Raw genomic sequence first — 18555 nt, 5'->3', positions numbered from 1 at the left:
TTTCTGCCGCAATCCGGCACGCCGTCCCTCATGCCGTGCCGGACTTTTATCGTGCTCCCTGCGCCTCCTCCAGCCTCGCCCGGAAGGAGATGGCGCGGGGCGTGGGCATGTCGTCAAACTGGACGATATGCGCCCCCTTGGACCGGTCTGCGTCCACCACCGTGCCAAGGCCGAAAATGCTGTGCTTTACCCGCTGTCCGGGGGAAAAGAGCGGCCGGGCGGCGTCCTCACCCAGACAGCGTCCGCTCATGGCGATGTAGTCACGGGCCTCGGCGATCAGCCCGTCCCGGGGCTTTTCGGTATAGGCCAGAAGCCCCGGGTCGATGTCCAGCAGGAAGCGCGAGGGGTAGCGGGGCGAGCCGTCGAAGTTCCGGCCCTCCGCCTCGGAGAGAAAGAGGCCCTTTTCCGCCCTGGTCATGGCCACGAAAGCCAGCCGGCGCTCCTCCTCCATGGCCTGGAGGGTGCCCGTCTTCCTGGAGGGGAAAATCCCCTCGTTCATGGCGCACAGAAACACATAGGGGAATTCCAGGCCCTTGGCGGTGTGGACGGTCATCAGCTTCACCTTGTCGCGGGCGTCCTCCGCGTCGCTGTTGGTGAAGAGGGCCACATGGGCCAGATAGTGCTCCAGGGTGCTCTCCTCCCCGCAGGAGGTCTCGTACTCGTAGACGGACTGCTTCAGCTCCGCCAGGTTGTCCAGCCGTTCCTGGCTCCCCTCGGTGCGGAGCATCTTCTCATATCCGCTCTCGTTGAGAACGGCGGAGAGCACTTCTGAGATGGGCCGCTGGGCGTAGTCGGCGGAGAAGGACTCCACCAGCGCGGCAAACTGCGCCGCCTTCGTCCCCTTGAATATCTCGTCTTCAAGACTGCGGCGCAGCGCCTCGTAGAGGGAGCACCGCCTCTCGGCCGCGTACTCCCGCAGAAACTTCATGCGCCGCTCGCCCAGATTGCGCCTTGGCACATTTGCCACACGCAGAAAGGAGAGGTCGTCCTTGTAGGCGATCATCCGCAGGTAGCTGAGGGCGTCCTTAATCTCCATGCGGCCGAAAAACTGCACGCCGCTGTAGATGGTATAGGGGATTTCCGCCCGGAGGAACACCTCCTCGACAGCCCGGGTAATGTAGTGCGCGCGGTAGAGGACGGTGATGTCCCGGTACTCCGCGCCAGCCGCCCTCAGCGCCTGGATCTGCCCGGCCATCCACGCCGCCTCGGCCTCGGAGGTTGCCGCGTGGTGGCAGACCACCGGAGCGCCGGACGGCAGGGTCGGCAGCAGGTCCTTATCGATGCGGTTTTTGTTCTTGCCGATGAGGGAGTTGACCGCCGCGAGAATCTGCGGCGTGGAGCGGTAGTTTTCCATCATCATGATGGTCTTCACCTTCGGAAACGCCCTCTCAAACTCCAGCAGATACCGCACGTCGGCCCCCCGCCAGGTATAGATGGTCTGATCCGGGTCCCCCACGATAAACAGATTCCCGTGGTAGCCGCACAGCACCTCCATCAGCCTGTACTGGAGCGCGTCGATGTCCTGAAACTCGTCGATCATGATGTACTCCAGCCGCTTCTGCCACTTCAGGCGGATGGCCTCGTTCTGCGCAAAGATATAAAGCGAGAATTTGATAAGGTCGTTGTAGTCCAGCCCGAAGCATTTCTTCTCCTGGTAAAGATAGCCGTAGAAGATGATGTCGCCGGCGTTGTCCGCCTCCTCGTACTTCCGGCGCAGCGTGTCCAGAGACATGGTAATCATGTCCAGATAGTAGTCCGGGTTCTTCTGGGTCTTGCGGATTTCAATCATGTCCCTGGCCTTGCTGAACGTCATGTCCCGCAGGGTCAATCCCCGCTCCTCATAAATGATTTTCAGCATGGCGTCCACGTCTGAGTTGTCCAGCACCAGAAAGCTCTTGGGGTACTGCACCGCATGGCTGTCCTCCTGGAGGATGGACACGCAGAAGCCGTGGAAGGTGTTGATATAGCCGGTGTCGTTGTCGCCGGTCAGGTTGTGGATGCGCTGGCGCATCTCATTGGCGGACTTGTTGGTAAAGGTGACGCACAGGATGTTGCCGGGCAGAATGCCCAGCTCATTCACCAGGTAGGCAAACCGCCGGGAGAGGGCCCGGGTTTTGCCCGACCCGGCGCCGGCGATGACCCGGACGAAGCCCTCCGTGGAGGTGACGGCCTCCCGCTGGGCCCCGTTCAGGTTCAGCAGTATCTCTTCCACTTAGCCGCCTCCCTCCTCTCGTCCGTCCACAGGTACGTCCGGCGCCTCCCTCAGCGCACCGCGCGGCAAAACGCTCTGGCTTTATTGTACTTGATTTCAGGGAGAAATCAAGTGCACGAAAACGCCGCCCTCTATAAGATGCCCGGCGACCTCCCCCGGCTTTGCCTTCGCCATCAAAAATCCGACGTTTCAACATAGTTCGACACAAAATTTATACATAATATCTCAAATTTGGGATTATATACAAATCTATCGTCAAAATTTTGTGAAAGTCTGCCGTTTCCATTTTCATCCAAAGCGTGTATACTAAATATCCGTCATGACACATAAAAATCTGTTTGAAGGAAGATGACGATTGTGGAGAAGGGGAACGCTCAGTTCTACACTCTGGTAAGGGAAGAGTGCCGCAGTGAAGATAATATCCTGTATACCGCGTACGGAATCGACTATCATAACTCCAACGGCGTACAGGTTCATCTCGGGGATGTCTCCTGCGAAGAACCGCTGGTTTCAAAGATGGTGGAGATGTTCAATATCTGCGAGCTCCCGCCGGACAGGCTTAAGAGCGCCGTTCTCGCACTGCTGCCGTAATACATAGCTCCTGTGTTTCTGGCCCAAAAAAGAGGTCAGCCGGACGATTGAACGTCCGGCTGACCTCTTTTTTGTCTTTTGCAATTCATGCCGCCTTTTTGTGCAAAGCGCGTCTACTGCGCCCTGTTTTTCCTGACCCGGACCACGACCCACGCCAGGGCGGCGGCCCAGAGGACCCCCACGGCCGCGTCGATAACCAGCCGGTAGGTGACCCAGGGGGCGTCGGTGTAGGTGATGATGGTGCCGGGGGCGACGCCGTTCATGGCGTTGGAGTGCGCCACGGTGTAAAGGATGTTGTGGCAGGCCTCGCGCATGTTGGAGACGGCGGTGGCGCTCTTCGTGTCCTCCAGGCTCTTCATGGCGTCCGTGGAGAGAATGAGGTCGGTGCCGGCGGCGATGGACTGGTCGGGGTACATATAGTCGTAGAGGTCGAAGTCGGTGATGGCGAGGCCCCGGAAGCCCCACTCGCCCCGCAGGACGTTGTCCATCAAAGGTACGGAGCCTCCGGCCCAGGTGGCCCCGATCCGGTTGAAGGAGCTCATGACGGCGGTGCAGCCGGGCATATCCACCTCGGATACGGTGCCCTGGTCGTCGGTGATAACCCTGATGGTCTGGACCGCGTTCTTCACAGTATACTCAAAGGGCTTGAGGTAGATCTCCCGCATGGCCTGCTCGTTGACCCATACGGCGACGCCGTTGTTAATGCGGTTGGTCTCCTGGTCGTTGACGGCGAAGTGCTTGATGGTGCAGTACATGCCCTTGCTGGACGCACCGGACACGCAGGCGGCGCCCATCCTGCCGGAGAGAAGGGGGTCCTCGGAGTAGTACTCGAAGTTGCGCCCCCCGAAGGGCGAGCGGTGGATGTTCATGGCGGGGGCGTACCAGCCGGTGACCTTGTTGGCGATGCCCTCGTTGCCCACCATCACGCCCATGCGGTACACCAGCCCGGTGTTAAAGGTGGAGGCGATGACCACCTCGGAGGGATAAGCGGTGGAGCTGAGGCTCGTCATGTAGGAGCTGATCCCCGCGGGGCCGTCGAAGTCCACGGTGGCGGGCTTGCCGACGGAGCGCAGGTCCACGGTGGCGTACATACCGTTGAGGATCAGCTTGGCCATGTCCTTGACGGTGAGCTGGTCCAGCAGCAGGCCCCAGGACTTGTCGTCGTAGGGAAGGCCGCGCATATCGATGAGGCTCAGGCCGTTCTCATCGCCGGTGGCGGGCATGACGGCGTCCGGGTCCTCATGGTCGGCGGCCCTGTAGACCTGGAAGCCCGCGGCGACGGCCTCGCCGGCCTCAAAGTCTTCCCCGGTGGGGGCGGTGGGGAAGGTGCCGGCGAAGTCGGCGCGGGACAGGTTCACGGCGACGCCCGCGGTCACGTCGTCAAACTGGTTGGTAACGGGACCCTTGTCGCTGGCGCGATGGTCGCCGCCGCCGTATACCACGGTCCTGCCCACGTTGTAGGTGATGTTTTCACAGCCCGCCTTCACGGTGTGGGAGTCGCTGCGCAGGGAGAGAATGTAGTCCCCGGCCTCCAGGACGTAGGCCTTTTCGCCCAGGTAGTCGTAGGAGGCCATGTCCTCCACGGGGATGGCGAGGGTGAGCGTCTCGGACGCGCCGGGCTCCAGAAGGGCGGTCTTGGCGAAGTCGCCCAGGACCACCTCCGCCTTCTCGATGCCGCCCTTGGTGTAGGGCGCGGTATAGTAGAGCTGAACCACGTCCTTACCGGCCGCGGCGCCGGTGTTGGTGACGGTCACATCTACCTCCAGGCTGCCGTCCACGCCGCCCAGGCGGCTGCCCGCCACCTCCCAGGAGAAGTCGGTGTAGGAGAGGCCGTAGCCGAAGGGGTAGACCACGGCCTCGCCGTAGTCGATGAAGCCCTCGGCGGCGGCGGTCTCATAGTAGCGGTAGCCGACGTAGATGCCCTCCTCGTACTGGACGAAGCAGCCGTCGCCCGAGGCGTTCTGCCTGCTGATATTGGAGTACTTGTAGTCGCCGAAGTTGACGAAGGCGGGGTCCCTGGTGAAGTCGGCGGGATAGATGTCCACGGTGCGGCCGGAGGGGTTCACGTCCCCACAGAGGACCGCGCCCACGGCGTTGAAGCCGGTCTGGCCGGGGGAGCCCACCCAGAGGATGGCGTCGATATCCGCGTCCTCCTCCAGGACGCCCAGCTCCATGGCGGAGGAGGCGTTGATGAGGACCACGACCTTGTCGAAGTGCTCCTTGGCCAGGGCGAGCATATCCTTTTCGTCCTTCGTCAGCTCAAGCTGGTGCTGGCCGTCGGTATAATTGTCGTCCCAGCCCTTCATGTCCCGGGTCAGGTCGCCGCCCTCGCCGCCGCCCCGGCCCACGACCACGACGGCCGCGTCGCCGTAGGAAGCGAAGGAGGAGCGGGCGTCGGCGGTGTAGCCCGAGACGGGCATCTCGCCGATATAGTAGGAGGAGTCGGCGGGCTTATCCATGGCGATGACGCCCTTGGGCTTGGTGGGGGCGAATTTGGCCAGGAGGTCGTAGACCGCGCCGTTGATCTGGAACCCGGCGTTCTCCAGGCCGGACCTCAGGTTGACCACCGTGTCCAGCTTGACCGCGCCGGAGCCGGAGCCGCCGTAGACGGGGTCGGCGGCGGAGCGGCCCAGAAGGGTGATTTTGGACTTAGGGGCCAGGGGGAGCGCGCCGTTGTTCTTCAGCAGCACGACGCCCTCGCCCTCAAGCTCCTCCACCAGGGCGTTGGCGGCGGCCTGGACCTCCTTTTTGCCCTGATAATCCAGGGGGTAATACTCGCTGTCCCAGTCCTCGCTTCCCTCGGTCCTGGTGATGATGGCCTCTCCCCCGCCCAGGAACAAGTCCATATAGCCGCTGAAAATGCTGCTCGCGATGTTCAGCCCGACGGCCAGAATCAGCACCACCGCCAGGACGGGTATCCAGATGGAGAGGAATTTTTTGTTGCTCATTTTGGATTTCTTATGCTTCTCTTCCATGTTCAGCAACCTTTCTCACGATTGAAAAAACAGCAGAGGGCGGATTTCCCGCCCTCTGCTGTTTTTGGGTCAGGTCTTAATACTGAATATCGGCCTCGACCTCAGTCAGGGCAGGTGCGGAATATTTGGCGGTACGCTCGTCGGAAATTACGCCAGACCAGTTCATGCCAAAGCCGAAGTCATAGGTGTTGTCCTTGGAGTCGGTGTAGCACTCCATATCGCGGGGCACGTCCTCCAGCTGGCCCTCAGCATCGTCCATGTCCTTGGGCATTTGATAGGGCAACAGGGCACTGGGCTCCACCTGGCCGGTGATAATATTCATCAAAGCCTCAGGCTGGAACCAATTGGGGTCAAATACTGCTCCCTCGTAGCCATTGAACCAGAGAAGAATGGCGTCGGCCATGGGCTCTACCTCGGACCAGACCAGAGGAATCAGGGTGTCCATCACCACGATGACCTTGCACTCGTTGGAAACCGTACTGTGCACGTACTGGAGGGTCTCGTAATCATTGTACGAATCGGCCACGGCAGCCGTATTGCCATAGTAGGAGCGGTTCTCCTTCACGTCCTGGGTCACCATGCCGTAGTCACCGGTGTCAATTTCCTGCTTCACCATGTCGCCCGCCACGGTCTCCTGCTTCACGGATGGGCCGTTTGCGGTGTACTGCTCATACTGGAGTGAGGCGGGCAGCCACAGGCCGCTATCCTCATCATAGGTTGACTGGACAAAGGGTGCCCGCATACTGACGATGGCGTAATCGCACGCGGCGATGTCGGCGGCACTGGCTCGGATGATGTCCTCCGCCACATGGACGGCCTTGCCGTCCTTGTCTGTGCCGGTGGGATCACCAAGAGTATCGGTCACCACATTGTAATACTGGGCAGCCAAGTCGAGATCCATCGAGGGCTTGCAGCTGAAGGTATAGCCCAGGCGTTTGCTGCCGCTCTTCTGGTAGACGTAAGGGATGTAGACAGTTGCTTTCTCAGCGGCGGGATCGTATTCGTGAATGGTGTCATCAGAGTTCTTCAGCATCACAATGGAGGCCTCCTGGGTCTGTCGGCCAAAGTCATAGGCCTCGTCAGTGTACGCGGTGGCGACAGCCTTTTCCTTGCTGACATAGGGGTTGTCAAACAGGCCCACATGCATTTGGATGGTGAAGAAGCGGCGTGCGGACTCCCTCAGGTGGGCGATGCCCTCCTCTTCGCCCATATCCTCCAGCAGCAGTTTGGCACCCTCAACAGCATTCTCCAAATCGGTGGTGCCGCCGATCTGATCGTTCCCCACTTTGTACAGTGCGGCAAACCGCTCGGCCACGGTCATATCGTCCACACCAAAGGAGCGGCCATCGCCAGTGATTCCCCAGTCGGTGACGATAAAGCCGTCAAAGCCGTTATCACGGAGCAGATTCAAGGTAAACTCATTAAAGGCGTTGCCCACGAACTCGCCGTAGGTTTTGTATTCATCGTAGAGAATACCATAGCTGGGCATCAGGCCGGTGGCTGTTTCGGTCTTGCCGGGCAGGTTGAACGCGCCGTCAAAGAAGGGAATCATATGCGCTTCCAGGTTATCGCCCGGGAATATCATGTACTTGCCCAACTGGGAGTGGTCATCACGACCGCCCTCAGAAGCGCCGGTAGCCACAAAGTGCTTGACGATGGTCACCACGCTGTCCTCGCCCCAACCAAGATCGTTGCCGCTCTCGTCAAAGGTGGACTGCATCCCGTCGATGTAGGCGGCAGCCAGATCGCGGTTCAGGGCGGGGTCCTCACTGTAGGTACCGCTGGTACGGAACCAGATGGCGTTGGAGGCCAGGTCAATCTGAGGTCCCAGGAGCATCGTCACACCCACGGCGCGGTACTGCTCGGAGGCCTTGACAGCCATCTCGTGGACCAGCTCGGTGTCAAAGGTGGCAGCCAGAGCATTCTGACCCACGATGCCGGAGATGGTAGTGGGGTCGGTGCTGACGGTGGCGGGTACGCCGTAATCGCCGGTGGCCTCGCACAGGGCCTGGAGCGCGTTCACCCACTCAGCCACGTTGGCGGTGTTGCCCGGCATTGCGGCGCTGCGGCTGGTGCCGGCACGCCCGCCGCCCTGGATGTACTCCAGGTCGCTGCCCTCAATGGTGCCGCCGAAGGAGCTCCAACCGCCCTGCGTCAGCATGGGGGCAATTTCTTCGGCAGACAGCCTCCCAGCCAGATCCACGGCCCGCTCCTCGTCTCCACGCCGCCAGTCCTCATAGCCATCCAGCTCGCCGTTTCGGTTCAAATCCTTGAAGGCGTAGCCGTCCACCTGAATAAGCTTCACACCGGAGTCGGGGGAGTAGCCCAGGGTGGCGCCCCCCTCGTTGGTCACCTTCATCCAGCCGTCGGCTGTCTTCTCCTCGGACCACTTCACGGTGCCGGAGCCCAGCTCCTCCACCTGGCCGGACGGGACGCCCGCGCTGGCGGATGGCCCGGGCTGGCCGCTGCCGCTGGGGGAGGGATTGTCGGCGCTGGGCGTACAGCCGCTGATGGTCCCCATCAGCATCACGCCGGCCAGGAGGGCCGCCAGGGTCTGCTTTGTCTGCTTCTTCATTTCTCATTCTCCCTTCCAAATTTTGCTTTGCCGCGGAAACCCGCCGCCCGCGGAACGGTATCCCGTGCCGAATTGTTCCGTCCGGTGCGTGTTTCTCTGTCTGTGCCCGTAGCATACCACGCAAAAAGTGGAGAATCTATAGCAAAACATAGTCTGTCGTTTTCCATACACAAATTGCACATCCGCGCCGTGACAAGCCGCCCGTTTTTCGTTATAATGCTGTGTTAAGGATAAGAGGAACAGGAGAGGTGGAGCAGCATGATTAGAACGGTCGCCATCGTAGAGGATACGCCCGCCGAGGCCGACACGCTGAAGGAGTACTTCTCCCGGTTCGGCGCGGAGAAGGGCGTGGACTTTAAAATCACCCATTTTGAGAGCGCGGAGCCTTTTTTGGAGAAGTACCGCCCCGTCTATGACCTGGTCCTGATGGACATCGCCCTGCCGAAGATCAACGGCATGGAGGCCGCCGTCCGCCTGCGGGAGCTGGACAGGACCACCACCATTATCTTTGTGACCAATATGGCCCAGTTTGCCGTCCGGGGCTATGAGGTGGACGCCTTCGACTTCGTGGTGAAGCCGGTGAGCTACTCCAACTTCGCCCTCAAGCTCCAGCGGGCGCTGAACAAGCTGGGTACCCGCAGGGATACGGAGGTCCTGGTCTCCATGGCCGACGGGCTCTACCGCATCGCGTCCTCCCAGATCAAGTACATTGAGATCTCCGGCCACAGGATGGTCTACCACACCACCGACGGCACCATCAAGGCCTACGGGAACCTGAAGGAGGTGGAGTCGGTCCTCAGCGGCAAGATGTTCGTCCGCTGCAACAGCTGCTACCTGGTCAACCTGAACTACGTCTACGCCATCCGCGGGTACACCGTGGTGGTGGACGGAGACGAGCTGCAGATCAGCCGCCCCAGAAAGAAGGCCTTTGTCCAGGCGGTCAACGACTATCTGGGGGGTGGCATCTGATGCTCCAGGTATCAAGCCTGTTTTTGTACAAGCTCATGTTCATGGTCAACCTGATCGCGGCCCAGACCATGTTCCTCTTCCGGCTGAACAAAAAGCCCCGCTACGGCGTGCGCATCACGCTCTGTACCGCGTTCAGCTTTGTGTTCGTCTTCTTCTTCCCCATTTTGGCCTATAATGCGCTCTACAGCTCCTTCATGTTCTTCACCTTCTTCGTGCTGACCATCCTGACCACCAAAACCTGCTACGACATCAACTGGCGCAGCTGCATTTTCTGCACCGTGGCGGGGTACAGCGTGCAGCACCTCGCGAGCGTGCTCTACGACATCGTCATCACCGTGGGCCTCTTCGACAACGCCGCCCAGATGTACTCCGACGCCGCGGCCAGCACCATCAAGCCCCTGAACATGCTCATTCTGGCGGAGGTCTACGCCCTGGTGTACTGGTGCATGTACCACCTGCTGGGCCGCAGAATCAAGCGCAACGAAGATCTCACCATTAAGAGTCCCTCCCTCCTGGCGCTGCTGGTCCTGGTGGTGCTGGTGGAGATTGTGCTCAACGCCTTCGTCATCTACCGCAAGTACGAGAGCCTCGATATGGCCTACTACATGGCCGCGTCCATCACCAACGTGATCTGCAGCGTCTCGGTGCTGGTGATGCAGTTTGAGCTGCTGCTGCGCAAGACCCTGGAGAACGAGCTGGGCATCGTCTACCAGATGTGGCACCAGGAGCAGAAGCAGTTCCTCATCACCAAGGAGACCATCGACCTCATCAACATGAAGTGTCACGACATGAAGCACCAGATACACTCCATCAGCAAGAAGGGGGCCATCGACCAGGAGACGCTGCGGGAAATTGAGAGCACCATCAGCATCTACGACTCCATCGTCAAGACGGGCAACCAGGCCCTGGATATCATTATCGCGGAGAAGAGCCTCTACTGCGGCAAGAACGATATTTTTATCAGCTACATGGTGGACGGGGAAAAGCTGGGCTTTATGAGCGACACCGACGTCTACTCCCTCTTCGGGAACCTCCTCGACAACGCCATCCAGACCGTCCTCAAGCTGGACCGGGACATGCGGGTCATCGGCATCACCATTAAGGCCGAGGGGGAGCTTCTGAGCATCAACTCCCACAACTACTACAGCGGCGAGGTCCAGATGGAGGACGGCCTGCCCGTCACCACAAACGCCGATACCGACTACCACGGCTTCGGCGTGAAGAGCATGGTGATGATCGTGGAGAAGTACGGCGGCAGCATCTCCTTCGACGCCAAGGACCACGTCTTCAACCTGAACATTCTCTTCCCCCTGGGGCTGGCCGCGCAGTCGCCCAGGACCTCCTGAGGGGGCGCGCCCATGGAAAAGAGCTTGAAAATCAGCACCAAAACGCTGCGGCGGGGACTGGCGCCCGCCATGGCGCTCCTGCTGGCCCTCACCCTCACCGTATCGGCGGGGATGTGGGCCAACTCGGCGGCGCTGGACGACTATTTCGGCCGGGGAGCGCGGACCATCACCGTGGTGGAGGGCTCCGGCGGGTGGGACAGGACCTATTACCCCCGGCTCTATGCCAACGCCAGAGAGTCCAGGGCCGCCGCGGCCGCCCTCTCCAGGACGGTCAGCGACGAGGGCATTGTCCTGCTGAAGAACGACGGGCTGCTCCCCCTCTCCCCGTCGGCGGAGATCTCCCCCTTCGGCCTGCGGTATGTGGACCCCTACTACGGCGGCGCCGGCTCCTCCGCCATCGACCCCGGCGCGGACTATGTGGTCACGGCTCAGGAGGGTCTGCACCGGGCCTTCGGGCGCATCAACGCCGCTCTGGAGGAGAAGCTGCTCCAGGCGTATGAGCCCGGGACCGACCCGGCCGGCAATCCCGGCGTCACCGCCGCCGTCCCCCTGGACGGCGGCGAGGGCGTCATCTACGAGTTCGACAGCGCCCTCTACCGGGGCATGGAATCCGCCTGCGCGGGCACGGTGGGGGTGGTCTTCGTGGGCCGCCGGACCGGCGAGTCCGCCGACGCCCACGCCGGCGCGTACAGCGACGGCACGCCCCATATGCTGGCCCTCACGGCGGCGGAGCGGGCGGCGGTGGACTTTGCCAAGGCCCACTGCGCCGGCGTGGTGGTGGTGCTGGAGAGCTCCGCACCCATGCAGATTGCCGCGCTGGAGGACGACGGCGGCGTAAACGCCATCCTCTGGGTCGGCGGGGCGGGCAGCGGCGGCTATGAGAGCCTGGGGGACATCCTGGCGGGCGAGGTGGTCCCCTCCGGCCGGCTGCCGGACTGCTACCCCTCGGACTTTACCCGTGACCCTACCTTCGCCAATTTCGACGACGGGTCGGACCGCTTTGTCTACGCCAACGCCTACACCACCCTGGTGGGCAATTACGACGTGCTGGAGAACGCCAACACCCCCTTCCACGAGTATGAGGAGGGCGTCTACCTGGGCTACCGGTACTACGAGACGGCGTACGACCTGGGCTTTCTGCAAGACTACTACAACCGGACGGACGGCGTCGTATACCCCTTCGGATACGGGCTCTCCTATACCTCCTTCTCCCAGCGGATTCTCTCCTTCTCCCAGAGCGGCGGGTCGATTGCAGTCACGGTGCGGGTCACCAACACGGGGCGCCGGTATACGGGAAAGGACGTGGTGCAGCTCTACTGCACCACGCCCTACACCCAGTTTGACCGGGACTACGACATTGAAAAGCCCACTGTCGTGCTCCTCCAGTTTGAAAAGACCGGACCTATCGCCCCCGGGGAGTACGAGGACGTGGAGATCACCGTCCCCTGGGAGGCGATGGCCTCCTACTGCTCCACCCGCAGAAACGGCGACGGCACCGCCGGGTGCTACGTTCTGGAGGAGGGGGACTATATTCTCTCCGTGCGCAGCGACTCCCACACCGTGCTGGACCAGCGGACCGCCCATGCTCCGGCCACCGTCTGGTACGACAACGACCATCCCCGTCAGGCGGAGATCAGCGCCCAGTCCCCTCTGGATCAGAACGGCGGCGTGCTCAGCTACCCGGCCAGGAGCGGCGCGGCCTATCAGGCGGCCGTCAACCGGTTTAGCCTGCTCAGCGCCTATATGGCCGACCCGGCGGTCAGCAGCGTCACCGTCCTCTCCCGCAAGGACTGGGCGGGGACCCAGCCCACCGCCCCCACCGACCAGGACCGGAACGCCTCGGACACAGTGGTGCAGTGGATTGCGGCGTACGACACCGCCAAATACGACTACGCCTCAGACAGCCGCCTGGGCAACAATCCGGGCAGTCTGGTCTACCGGGCGGAAGCGCCCCTCACTGGGGAGGAGAACGGCATGGTACTGGCCGATCTGCGGGGCAAGAGCTACTACGATCCCATGTGGGACCTGCTGCTCAACCAGCTCACCTTCTCCGACGCCGAGGAGCTGCGCCGCTGTCTTTTTGAGGACGCCTACCACACCGGGGCCGTGAAAGCCATCGGCAAGCCCGAGACCCTGGAGCGGGACGGCCCCCAGGGCCTCACCCTGGCCGACCAGGCTGGCCGCAACTGGCTCAGCGGCACCTGCGCCTACCCCTCCGCCCCCGTCATGGCAGCCACCTGGAGTAAGCCGCTCATGTACGAGCTGGGCTATATGGTGGGCCAGGAGGCGCTGGTGGCGGAGGTCAACGGCTGGTATGCCCCCGGCCTCAACCTGCACCGCTCCCCCTTCGGCGGACGGGCCGCCGAGTATCTCAGCGAGGACGCTGTCCTCTCCGGCTATCTGGGCGCCCAAATCATCTCCGGCGCGGGGGACGCGGGGGTCTACTGTGCGGTGAAGCACCTGGTCCTGATGGACACGGAGGGCCACCGCAACCCGCACACGGCGGTGTGGCTCACCGAGCAGGCCCTGCGGGAGGTCTATTTAAAGCCCTTCGAGATCGCCCTCACCACTGCGCGGAAGACCATCCGCTATATTGCCGACGAGGCGGGGACCTCCCGGACCAGGACCATGCGGGCCGGTGACTTCGTGATGACGGCGGACTGCGCCGTGGGCGCCTGCTGGACGTCCGCCAGCTACGAGCTGCTGACCCAGGTGCTCCGGGAGGAGTGGGGCTTCCAGGGGGCGGTCATCTCCGACATGAATCTGAACAGCAATGCCGGCCGCATCGATATGATGCTCCGCGCCGGCTGCGACGCCCTCATGTCCACCCCCAACGGGGCCAGGGCGACCGTACAAGATGCCGAGTCCCCCACCGGGCAGGGTCTTCTGCGGGAGGCCGTCAAAAATATCTGCTATGTGACGGTCAATTCCAACCTGACCCAGGGGGCCGCCCCCGGCTCCATCATCCAGTACGCGTTGTCACCCTGGGCGGTGGGCCTCCTCGTGTTCGACGGCGCAGCGGCCGTGCTGACGGCCGCCCTGTCCGCCTGGCTGGTCCTCAGGGCCCGGGACGAGCGCAAAAATCCCCATCGCTACCGGAGGTAGCGCACCCATACAACTGCCCCTTTCCTTGCCCGCAAAAAACATGTATAATCATATCTGCCAAACAAGCGCCCCGCGGTTGTTTGCAGTCGTTTACAAGAGATTCAGACTGAGTATGAGGGAATAAAGGTGTGGTTTTCAATGGAAGAGACGCGGCACGGAGGGCGCGGCATCCGCGAACAGCTTTTGCTGGCGGGCATTGACGATATCAATCAAAACGGCATTCAGAACTTTTCCGTCCGCCGGGTGGCCAACGCCTGCGGCGTGTCCTGCGCCGCGCCCTACAAGCACTTTGAGGACAAGCCGGCCTTTCTGGCCGCCATTGTGGACTATATCGACTCCCTCTGGAAAGAGCGCAAGGAAAAGGTGCTGAAGAAATACCCCACCGGCTCCCGGCGGCAGCTGGCGGAGGTCAGCCTGGAGTACGTCCGCTTTCTGGTGGAGAACCCCCACTTCCGCTCCATCATCATGGGTAAGGATGATGAATTTGATCTGCGGCGGGGCCGCTCCCGGGGCCAGGTCAGCAATCTCACCCAGGGCCTCATTCAGGACTACTGCCGCTCAACGGGCATGTCGGAGCAGACCAGGCGGCTGAAAACCTATGTGGTCCGCTCCCTCATCTACGGCGCCGCCCTGATGTTTGATAACGGGGAGCTGGACTATAACGACGAGAATATGGCCCTGGTGGCCTACGCCATTGAGCGGGAATTTGATTTGGCATAATGACCAAAATATGCCCCCTGCGTTATCAATTGGAAAGAAAAGGATTGACAAAACAGGGGGCCGCGATTACAATATGCCGGTATAGGTTATCAGTGATAACCTATACCGGTTTTTTGATTATCTGGGAGGTGACGGCTTGGCCGGCTATGTGATTCTGACCGATTCGTCCTGCGATTTGCCCGCTGACTTGGCGGAGGAGCTGAAGCTCCAGGTCATTCCGCTGACCTTCAGCGTGGGCGGCGAGAGCTACCGCAACTATCTGGACGGGCGGGAGATCAGCACCGAGTACTTCTACGCACTGCTCCGCCAGGGGCGGACGGCCTATACGTCGGCCGTCAATGTGGAGACCTTCCGCACCTATATGGAGCCCATCCTGACCGCCGGGGCGGACATTCTTTTTCTGAGCTTCTCCTCCGCCCTCAGCGGCACGTTTCAAAACTCCCTGGCCGCCGCGTCCATGCTGGCCCAGCAGTACCCGGAGCGGGCCATCCGCTGCGTGGACACCCGCTGCGCCTCTCTGGGGCAGGGGCTTCTGGCCTATCTGGCCGCCGAGCGGCGGGACGAGGGGGCCAGCCTGGACGAGCTGACCGCCTTTGCCGAGGAGCGCAGCCGCCATATCTGCCACTGGTTCACCGTGGACGACCCCCGCTACCTCAAGCGGGGCGGCCGCGCCGCGCCGGACAACAGCGCGGTGGGGGCCCGGCTCCACGTGGAGCCCATTCTCCGGGTGGACGAGTACGGCTGTCTGGTGGGAGCCGAGAAGGTCCGGGGCCGCAAGGCGGCCATGCGGGCCCTGGTGGACAAGGCGGAGGCCACCGCCTCACCCGCCTTCGGCCAGACCGTTTTCATCAGCCACGGGGACTGCCCCGGGGATGCCGGCCTGCTGGCCGATATGGTCCGGGCAAGGCTGCGGCCCCGCCGCGTGACCGTCAACCCCGTGGGACCGGTTATCGGTGCTCACTCCGGCCCCGGGACCCTGGCGCTCTTCTTCCTGGGGGAGAAGCGCTGACGCAGAGGCGCCGCGCCCCCGTCCTGTAGGACGCCCCGATATGCTTTACTCCGGCCCTGCCGGTGTAAATAAAACAAACTGAATTTAAATTTTGGAGGACTTTACTATGGTTTTCGATGCAATTGCCGAGCTGCTGGCCGAGCACAACGACTGCGACGCTTCCGAGATCACCCGTGACACCACCTTCGCCGAGATGGGCGTGGACTCCCTGGACACCGTGGAGCTGGTGATGAAGCTGGAGGATAAGCTGGACTGCGAGATTGAGCTGACGGCGAAGGTCAGCACCGTGGGCGAGCTGGTGGACTTCGTCGAGCCCCTGGTGCAGAAATAATGGTCAAGACGCCTCTTTGCGACCTGCTGGGGATCGAGTACCCCATCTTCCAGGGCGGCATGGCCTGGGTGGCTGACGGCGCTCTGGCCGCCGCCGTCTCCGAGGGGGGCGGCCTGGGTATCATCGGCGCGGGCAACGCCCCCGGCAGCTTCGTCCGGGAGCAGATCTCCGTCGTCCGCGCCCTCACGAAAAAGCCCTTCGGCGTGAACATCATGCTGCTCAGCCCCTTCGCCGACGAGGTGGCCGCCGTCTGTACCGAGGAGAAGGTGGCGGTAGTCACCACCGGCGCGGGCAACCCCTCCAGGTTTATGGAACAGTGGCTGGGCGCTGGTATCAAGGTCATCCCCGTGGTCCCCTCCGTGGCCATGACCAAGCTGGTCACCCGTGCCGGGGCCAGCGCCGTCATCGCCGAGGGCGGCGAGAGCGGCGGCCACATCGGCGAGCTCTCCACCATGGTGCTGGTGCCTCAGGTGTGTGACGCCACCGATCTGCCCGTCCTGGCGGCGGGCGGCATTGCCGACGGACGGGGCGTCGCGGCCTCTTTCATGCTGGGGGCCGCGGGCGTCCAGGTGGGGACCCGCTTCCTCTCCGCCCACGAGTGCTCCATCCACCCCACCTATAAGGAGAAGATTCTCAAGGCCAACGACATCGCCACCATGACCACCGGCAAGCGGCTGGGCCATCCGGTGCGCAGCCTCAAGACCAGCTTCGCCCGGGCCTACTTCAAGGCCGAGTACGACTCCTCCGTCTCCGACGAGGCGCTGGAGGCCATGGGCACCGGGGCGCTGCGGCTGGCCGTGGTGGAAGGCGACCTCCAGAACGGCTGCTTCCTGGCGGGTGAGATTGCCGGCATGGTGCGCAGGGAACAGCCCGCCGCCGAAATCATCCGAGAGATGTTTACCGAGGCGGAGGACGTGCTGAAAGGGGCGGGCAGATGGGTCAGGTAGCCTTTGTCTTCGCGGGCCAGGGCGCACAGTACCCCGGCATGGGCAGGACCCTGTGTGAATGCAGCGCCGCCGCCGCGGAAGTTTTCCGCCGGGCGGACGCCATCCGCCCCGGCACCGCCGATATGTGCTTCAGCGGCACGGCGGAGGCGCTGGCCGAGACCCGCAATACCCAGCCCTGTATGTACACCGTGGAGATGGCCGCCTACGCCGCCCTCCGGGAGGCGGGGATAAGCGCAGACGCCATGGCGGGCTTTTCCCTGGGGGAGCTGGCGGCCCTGGCCGCGTCCGGCGCTGTCTCCTTTGAGGCGGGGCTGGGGCTGGTCATCCGCCGGGGGGCCCTCATGCAGGAGTCCGCCGAACGCGCTGAGAGCGCCATGGCCGCCGTGGTGGGCATGGCGCCCGACGCGCTGGAGGCCCTCTGCGGGAATTATCAGCAGGTCTACCCTGTAAACTACAACTGCCCCGGCCAGATCGCCGTCTCCGGCGCCAAGGCCGAGATGGACGCCTTCAAGGCCGCAGTCAAGGCCGCGGGCGGCCGGGCCATCCCCCTGCGGGTGAAGGGCGGCTTCCACTCCCCCTTTATGGCCGCCGCCGCCGAGGGCTTCGCCGCCGATTTGACTGCGGTGGAATTTGCCTCCCCGGCGGTCCCCCTCTACTCCGACTGCACGGGACTTCCCTACGAAGGGGATTTCGCCGCGCTGCTGCAAAAGCAGATTGTAAGCCCTGTCCGCTGGCAGTCCATCGTGGAGCACATGGCGGCAAACGGCGTGGACACCTTTATTGAGCTGGGGCCGGGCAGCACCCTGACCGGCCTCATCAGCAAGACCCTCTCCGGCGTGCGCACCCTCCGGGTGGAGGACGCCGACACCCTGGCCGAGACGCTGAAGGAGGTGGGCGCATGAGCGTACTGACCGGCAGGACCGCCGTCGTCACCGGCGGCTCCCGGGGCATTGGCCGGGCCATCGCCCTGAAGCTGGCCTCCCTGGGGGCCAACGTCGCCATCGTCTACGCGGGGCGCACCGACGCTGCCCAGGCCGTCTGCGGCGAGCTGGAGTGCCTGGGCGTGAAAGCCCTGGCCTGCCAGTGCGACGTGGCCGACTTCGCCGCCGTCAAGGAGACGGTGGGTGCGGTCAAGGCCGGCTTCGGGACCATCGACATTCTGGTGAACAACGCCGGGATCACCCGGGACGGCCTCATCGCCATGATGGGTGAGGAGGCGTTTGACGCGGTGCTGGACGCCAACCTCAAGGGCGCATTCAACCTCATCCGCCACTGCACCCCCATCTTCATGCGCCAGCGCCGGGGCAAGATTATCAACATCAGCTCCGTGGTTGGCCTCTCAGGTAACTCCGGCCAGGCCAACTACTCCGCCTCCAAGGCGGGGCTCATCGGCCTCACCAAATCCGTGGCAAAGGAGCTCTCCTCCCGCGGCGTCTGCTGCAACGCCATCGCCCCCGGCCTTATTCAGACCGAGATGACCCGGGACCTGGAGGGCAGCCCCCTCCTCTCCGCCATCCCCCTGGGCCGGGCCGGACAGCCCGAGGAGGTTGCCGAGCTGGCCGCCTTCCTGGCCTCTCCCGCCTCCGACTACATCACCGGCGAAGTCATCCGCATCGACGGCGGCATGTGCATGTAGTCCAGGGGCATCGGTGTGCTCCGAAGGAACATGTCCTTCTGCGCACGGATTTCCATTTGATTTCCGCGTCCGGCGGAAACTCTGTGAGGCTGCGGCCTCCACTCCGCCCCGTTTTTATCGTTCCTGAACAGAAAGGAAT

General features: G+C 62.8%; 13 protein-coding genes. 10 read left to right on the top strand and 3 right to left on the bottom strand.

Features of this window, described 5'->3' with window-relative positions; translation table 11 throughout:
• Window positions 1-46: 46 nt before the first annotated feature.
• Window positions 47-2212: a UvrD-helicase domain-containing protein gene (locus tag H8S62_RS16095; protein ID WP_173023901.1), complete on the bottom strand. Its 2166-nt coding sequence runs from the start codon at window positions 2210-2212 to the stop codon at window positions 47-49.
• 348 nt (window positions 2213-2560) lie between these two features.
• On the opposite strand from H8S62_RS16095, the gene H8S62_RS16090 reads away from it, so the two are divergent.
• Window positions 2561-2803, top strand: coding sequence for a hypothetical protein (locus tag H8S62_RS16090; protein WP_186920271.1), 243 nt, complete (start codon window positions 2561-2563; stop codon window positions 2801-2803).
• A 113-nt stretch (window positions 2804-2916) separates the two neighbouring features.
• On the opposite strand, the gene H8S62_RS16085 is transcribed toward H8S62_RS16090, so the two are convergent.
• Both H8S62_RS16085 and H8S62_RS16080 read right to left on the bottom strand, forming a co-directional pair.
• Entirely contained in the window at window positions 2917-5778 is a 2862-nt protein-coding gene (locus H8S62_RS16085) for a glycoside hydrolase family 3 C-terminal domain-containing protein (protein WP_186920270.1), read from the bottom strand.
• A 76-nt stretch (window positions 5779-5854) separates the two neighbouring features.
• Window positions 5855-8353, bottom strand: a complete 2499-nt coding sequence (locus H8S62_RS16080) for a glycoside hydrolase family 3 N-terminal domain-containing protein (protein WP_186920269.1) — start codon at window positions 8351-8353, stop codon at window positions 5855-5857.
• Window positions 8354-8611: 258 nt separating this feature from the next.
• Here H8S62_RS16080 and H8S62_RS16075 point away from each other — a divergent pair, with 258 nt between their 5' ends.
• The 9 genes from H8S62_RS16075 (at window position 8612) to fabG (ending at window position 18416) form a co-directional block, all read left to right on the top strand.
• Window positions 8612-9322, top strand: a complete 711-nt coding sequence (locus H8S62_RS16075; RefSeq protein ID WP_155146857.1) for a LytR/AlgR family response regulator transcription factor — start codon at window positions 8612-8614, stop codon at window positions 9320-9322.
• Window positions 9322-10668, top strand: a complete 1347-nt coding sequence (locus H8S62_RS16070; protein ID WP_186920268.1) for an ATP-binding protein — start codon at window positions 9322-9324, stop codon at window positions 10666-10668. Before H8S62_RS16075 ends, H8S62_RS16070 begins: the two co-directional genes overlap by 1 nt.
• A 12-nt stretch (window positions 10669-10680) precedes the next feature.
• Window positions 10681-13773 carry a glycoside hydrolase family 3 C-terminal domain-containing protein gene (locus H8S62_RS16065; protein ID WP_186920267.1) on the top strand — a complete coding sequence of 1031 codons (3093 nt, stop codon included), beginning with the start codon at window positions 10681-10683 and terminating at the stop codon, window positions 13771-13773.
• Between the two features lie 138 nt (window positions 13774-13911).
• Complete coding sequence (locus H8S62_RS16060; RefSeq protein WP_186920266.1) at window positions 13912-14493, top strand: TetR/AcrR family transcriptional regulator; 582 nt, start codon at window positions 13912-13914, stop codon at window positions 14491-14493.
• Between the two features lie 136 nt (window positions 14494-14629).
• Window positions 14630-15502: a DegV family protein gene (locus tag H8S62_RS16055; protein WP_186920265.1), complete on the top strand. Its 873-nt coding sequence runs from the start codon at window positions 14630-14632 to the stop codon at window positions 15500-15502.
• A gap of 106 nt (window positions 15503-15608) precedes the next feature.
• Window positions 15609-15833, top strand: coding sequence for an acyl carrier protein (locus H8S62_RS16050; RefSeq protein WP_155146845.1), 225 nt, complete (start codon window positions 15609-15611; stop codon window positions 15831-15833).
• Window positions 15833-16780: a nitronate monooxygenase gene (locus tag H8S62_RS16045; RefSeq protein ID WP_186920264.1), complete on the top strand. Its 948-nt coding sequence runs from the start codon at window positions 15833-15835 to the stop codon at window positions 16778-16780. Before H8S62_RS16050 ends, H8S62_RS16045 begins: the two co-directional genes overlap by 1 nt.
• The gene (locus H8S62_RS16040) at window positions 16768-17682 is read left to right on the top strand and encodes an ACP S-malonyltransferase (RefSeq protein ID WP_186920263.1); all 915 of its coding nucleotides are present in this window, start codon (window positions 16768-16770) and stop codon (window positions 17680-17682) included. The genes H8S62_RS16045 and H8S62_RS16040 overlap by 13 nt, the downstream gene beginning before the upstream one ends.
• Window positions 17679-18416: a 3-oxoacyl-[acyl-carrier-protein] reductase gene (gene fabG / locus H8S62_RS16035; RefSeq protein ID WP_186920262.1), complete on the top strand. Its 738-nt coding sequence runs from the start codon at window positions 17679-17681 to the stop codon at window positions 18414-18416. Before H8S62_RS16040 ends, fabG begins: the two co-directional genes overlap by 4 nt.
• Window positions 18417-18555 lie beyond the last annotated feature (139 nt).

It is taken from the genome of Lawsonibacter faecis (genome assembly GCF_014287675.1).
Lineage (GTDB): Bacteria > Bacillota > Clostridia > Oscillospirales > Oscillospiraceae > Pseudoflavonifractor > Pseudoflavonifractor faecis.
The sequence above is the reverse complement of the archived record's forward strand: the minus strand, read 5'-3'. Positions and strand labels throughout refer to the sequence as shown.

Excerpts from the sequence above, each read along its gene's own strand:
- H8S62_RS16090 (WP_186920271.1), top strand. The coding sequence starts at position 2,561 with ATGACGATTGTGGAGAAGGGGAACGCTCAGTTCTACACTCTGGTAAGG.
- H8S62_RS16085 (WP_186920270.1), bottom strand. The coding sequence starts at position 5,778 with ATGGAAGAGAAGCATAAGAAATCCAAAATGAGCAACAAAAAATTCCTC.
- H8S62_RS16080 (WP_186920269.1), bottom strand. The coding sequence starts at position 8,353 with ATGAAGAAGCAGACAAAGCAGACCCTGGCGGCCCTCCTGGCCGGCGTG.
- H8S62_RS16075 (WP_155146857.1), top strand. The coding sequence starts at position 8,612 with ATGATTAGAACGGTCGCCATCGTAGAGGATACGCCCGCCGAGGCCGAC.
- H8S62_RS16070 (WP_186920268.1), top strand. The coding sequence starts at position 9,322 with ATGCTCCAGGTATCAAGCCTGTTTTTGTACAAGCTCATGTTCATGGTC.
- H8S62_RS16065 (WP_186920267.1), top strand. The coding sequence starts at position 10,681 with ATGGAAAAGAGCTTGAAAATCAGCACCAAAACGCTGCGGCGGGGACTG.
- H8S62_RS16060 (WP_186920266.1), top strand. The coding sequence starts at position 13,912 with ATGGAAGAGACGCGGCACGGAGGGCGCGGCATCCGCGAACAGCTTTTG.
- H8S62_RS16050 (WP_155146845.1), top strand. The coding sequence starts at position 15,609 with ATGGTTTTCGATGCAATTGCCGAGCTGCTGGCCGAGCACAACGACTGC.
- H8S62_RS16045 (WP_186920264.1), top strand. The coding sequence starts at position 15,833 with ATGGTCAAGACGCCTCTTTGCGACCTGCTGGGGATCGAGTACCCCATC.
- H8S62_RS16040 (WP_186920263.1), top strand. The coding sequence starts at position 16,768 with ATGGGTCAGGTAGCCTTTGTCTTCGCGGGCCAGGGCGCACAGTACCCC.
- fabG (WP_186920262.1), top strand. The coding sequence starts at position 17,679 with ATGAGCGTACTGACCGGCAGGACCGCCGTCGTCACCGGCGGCTCCCGG.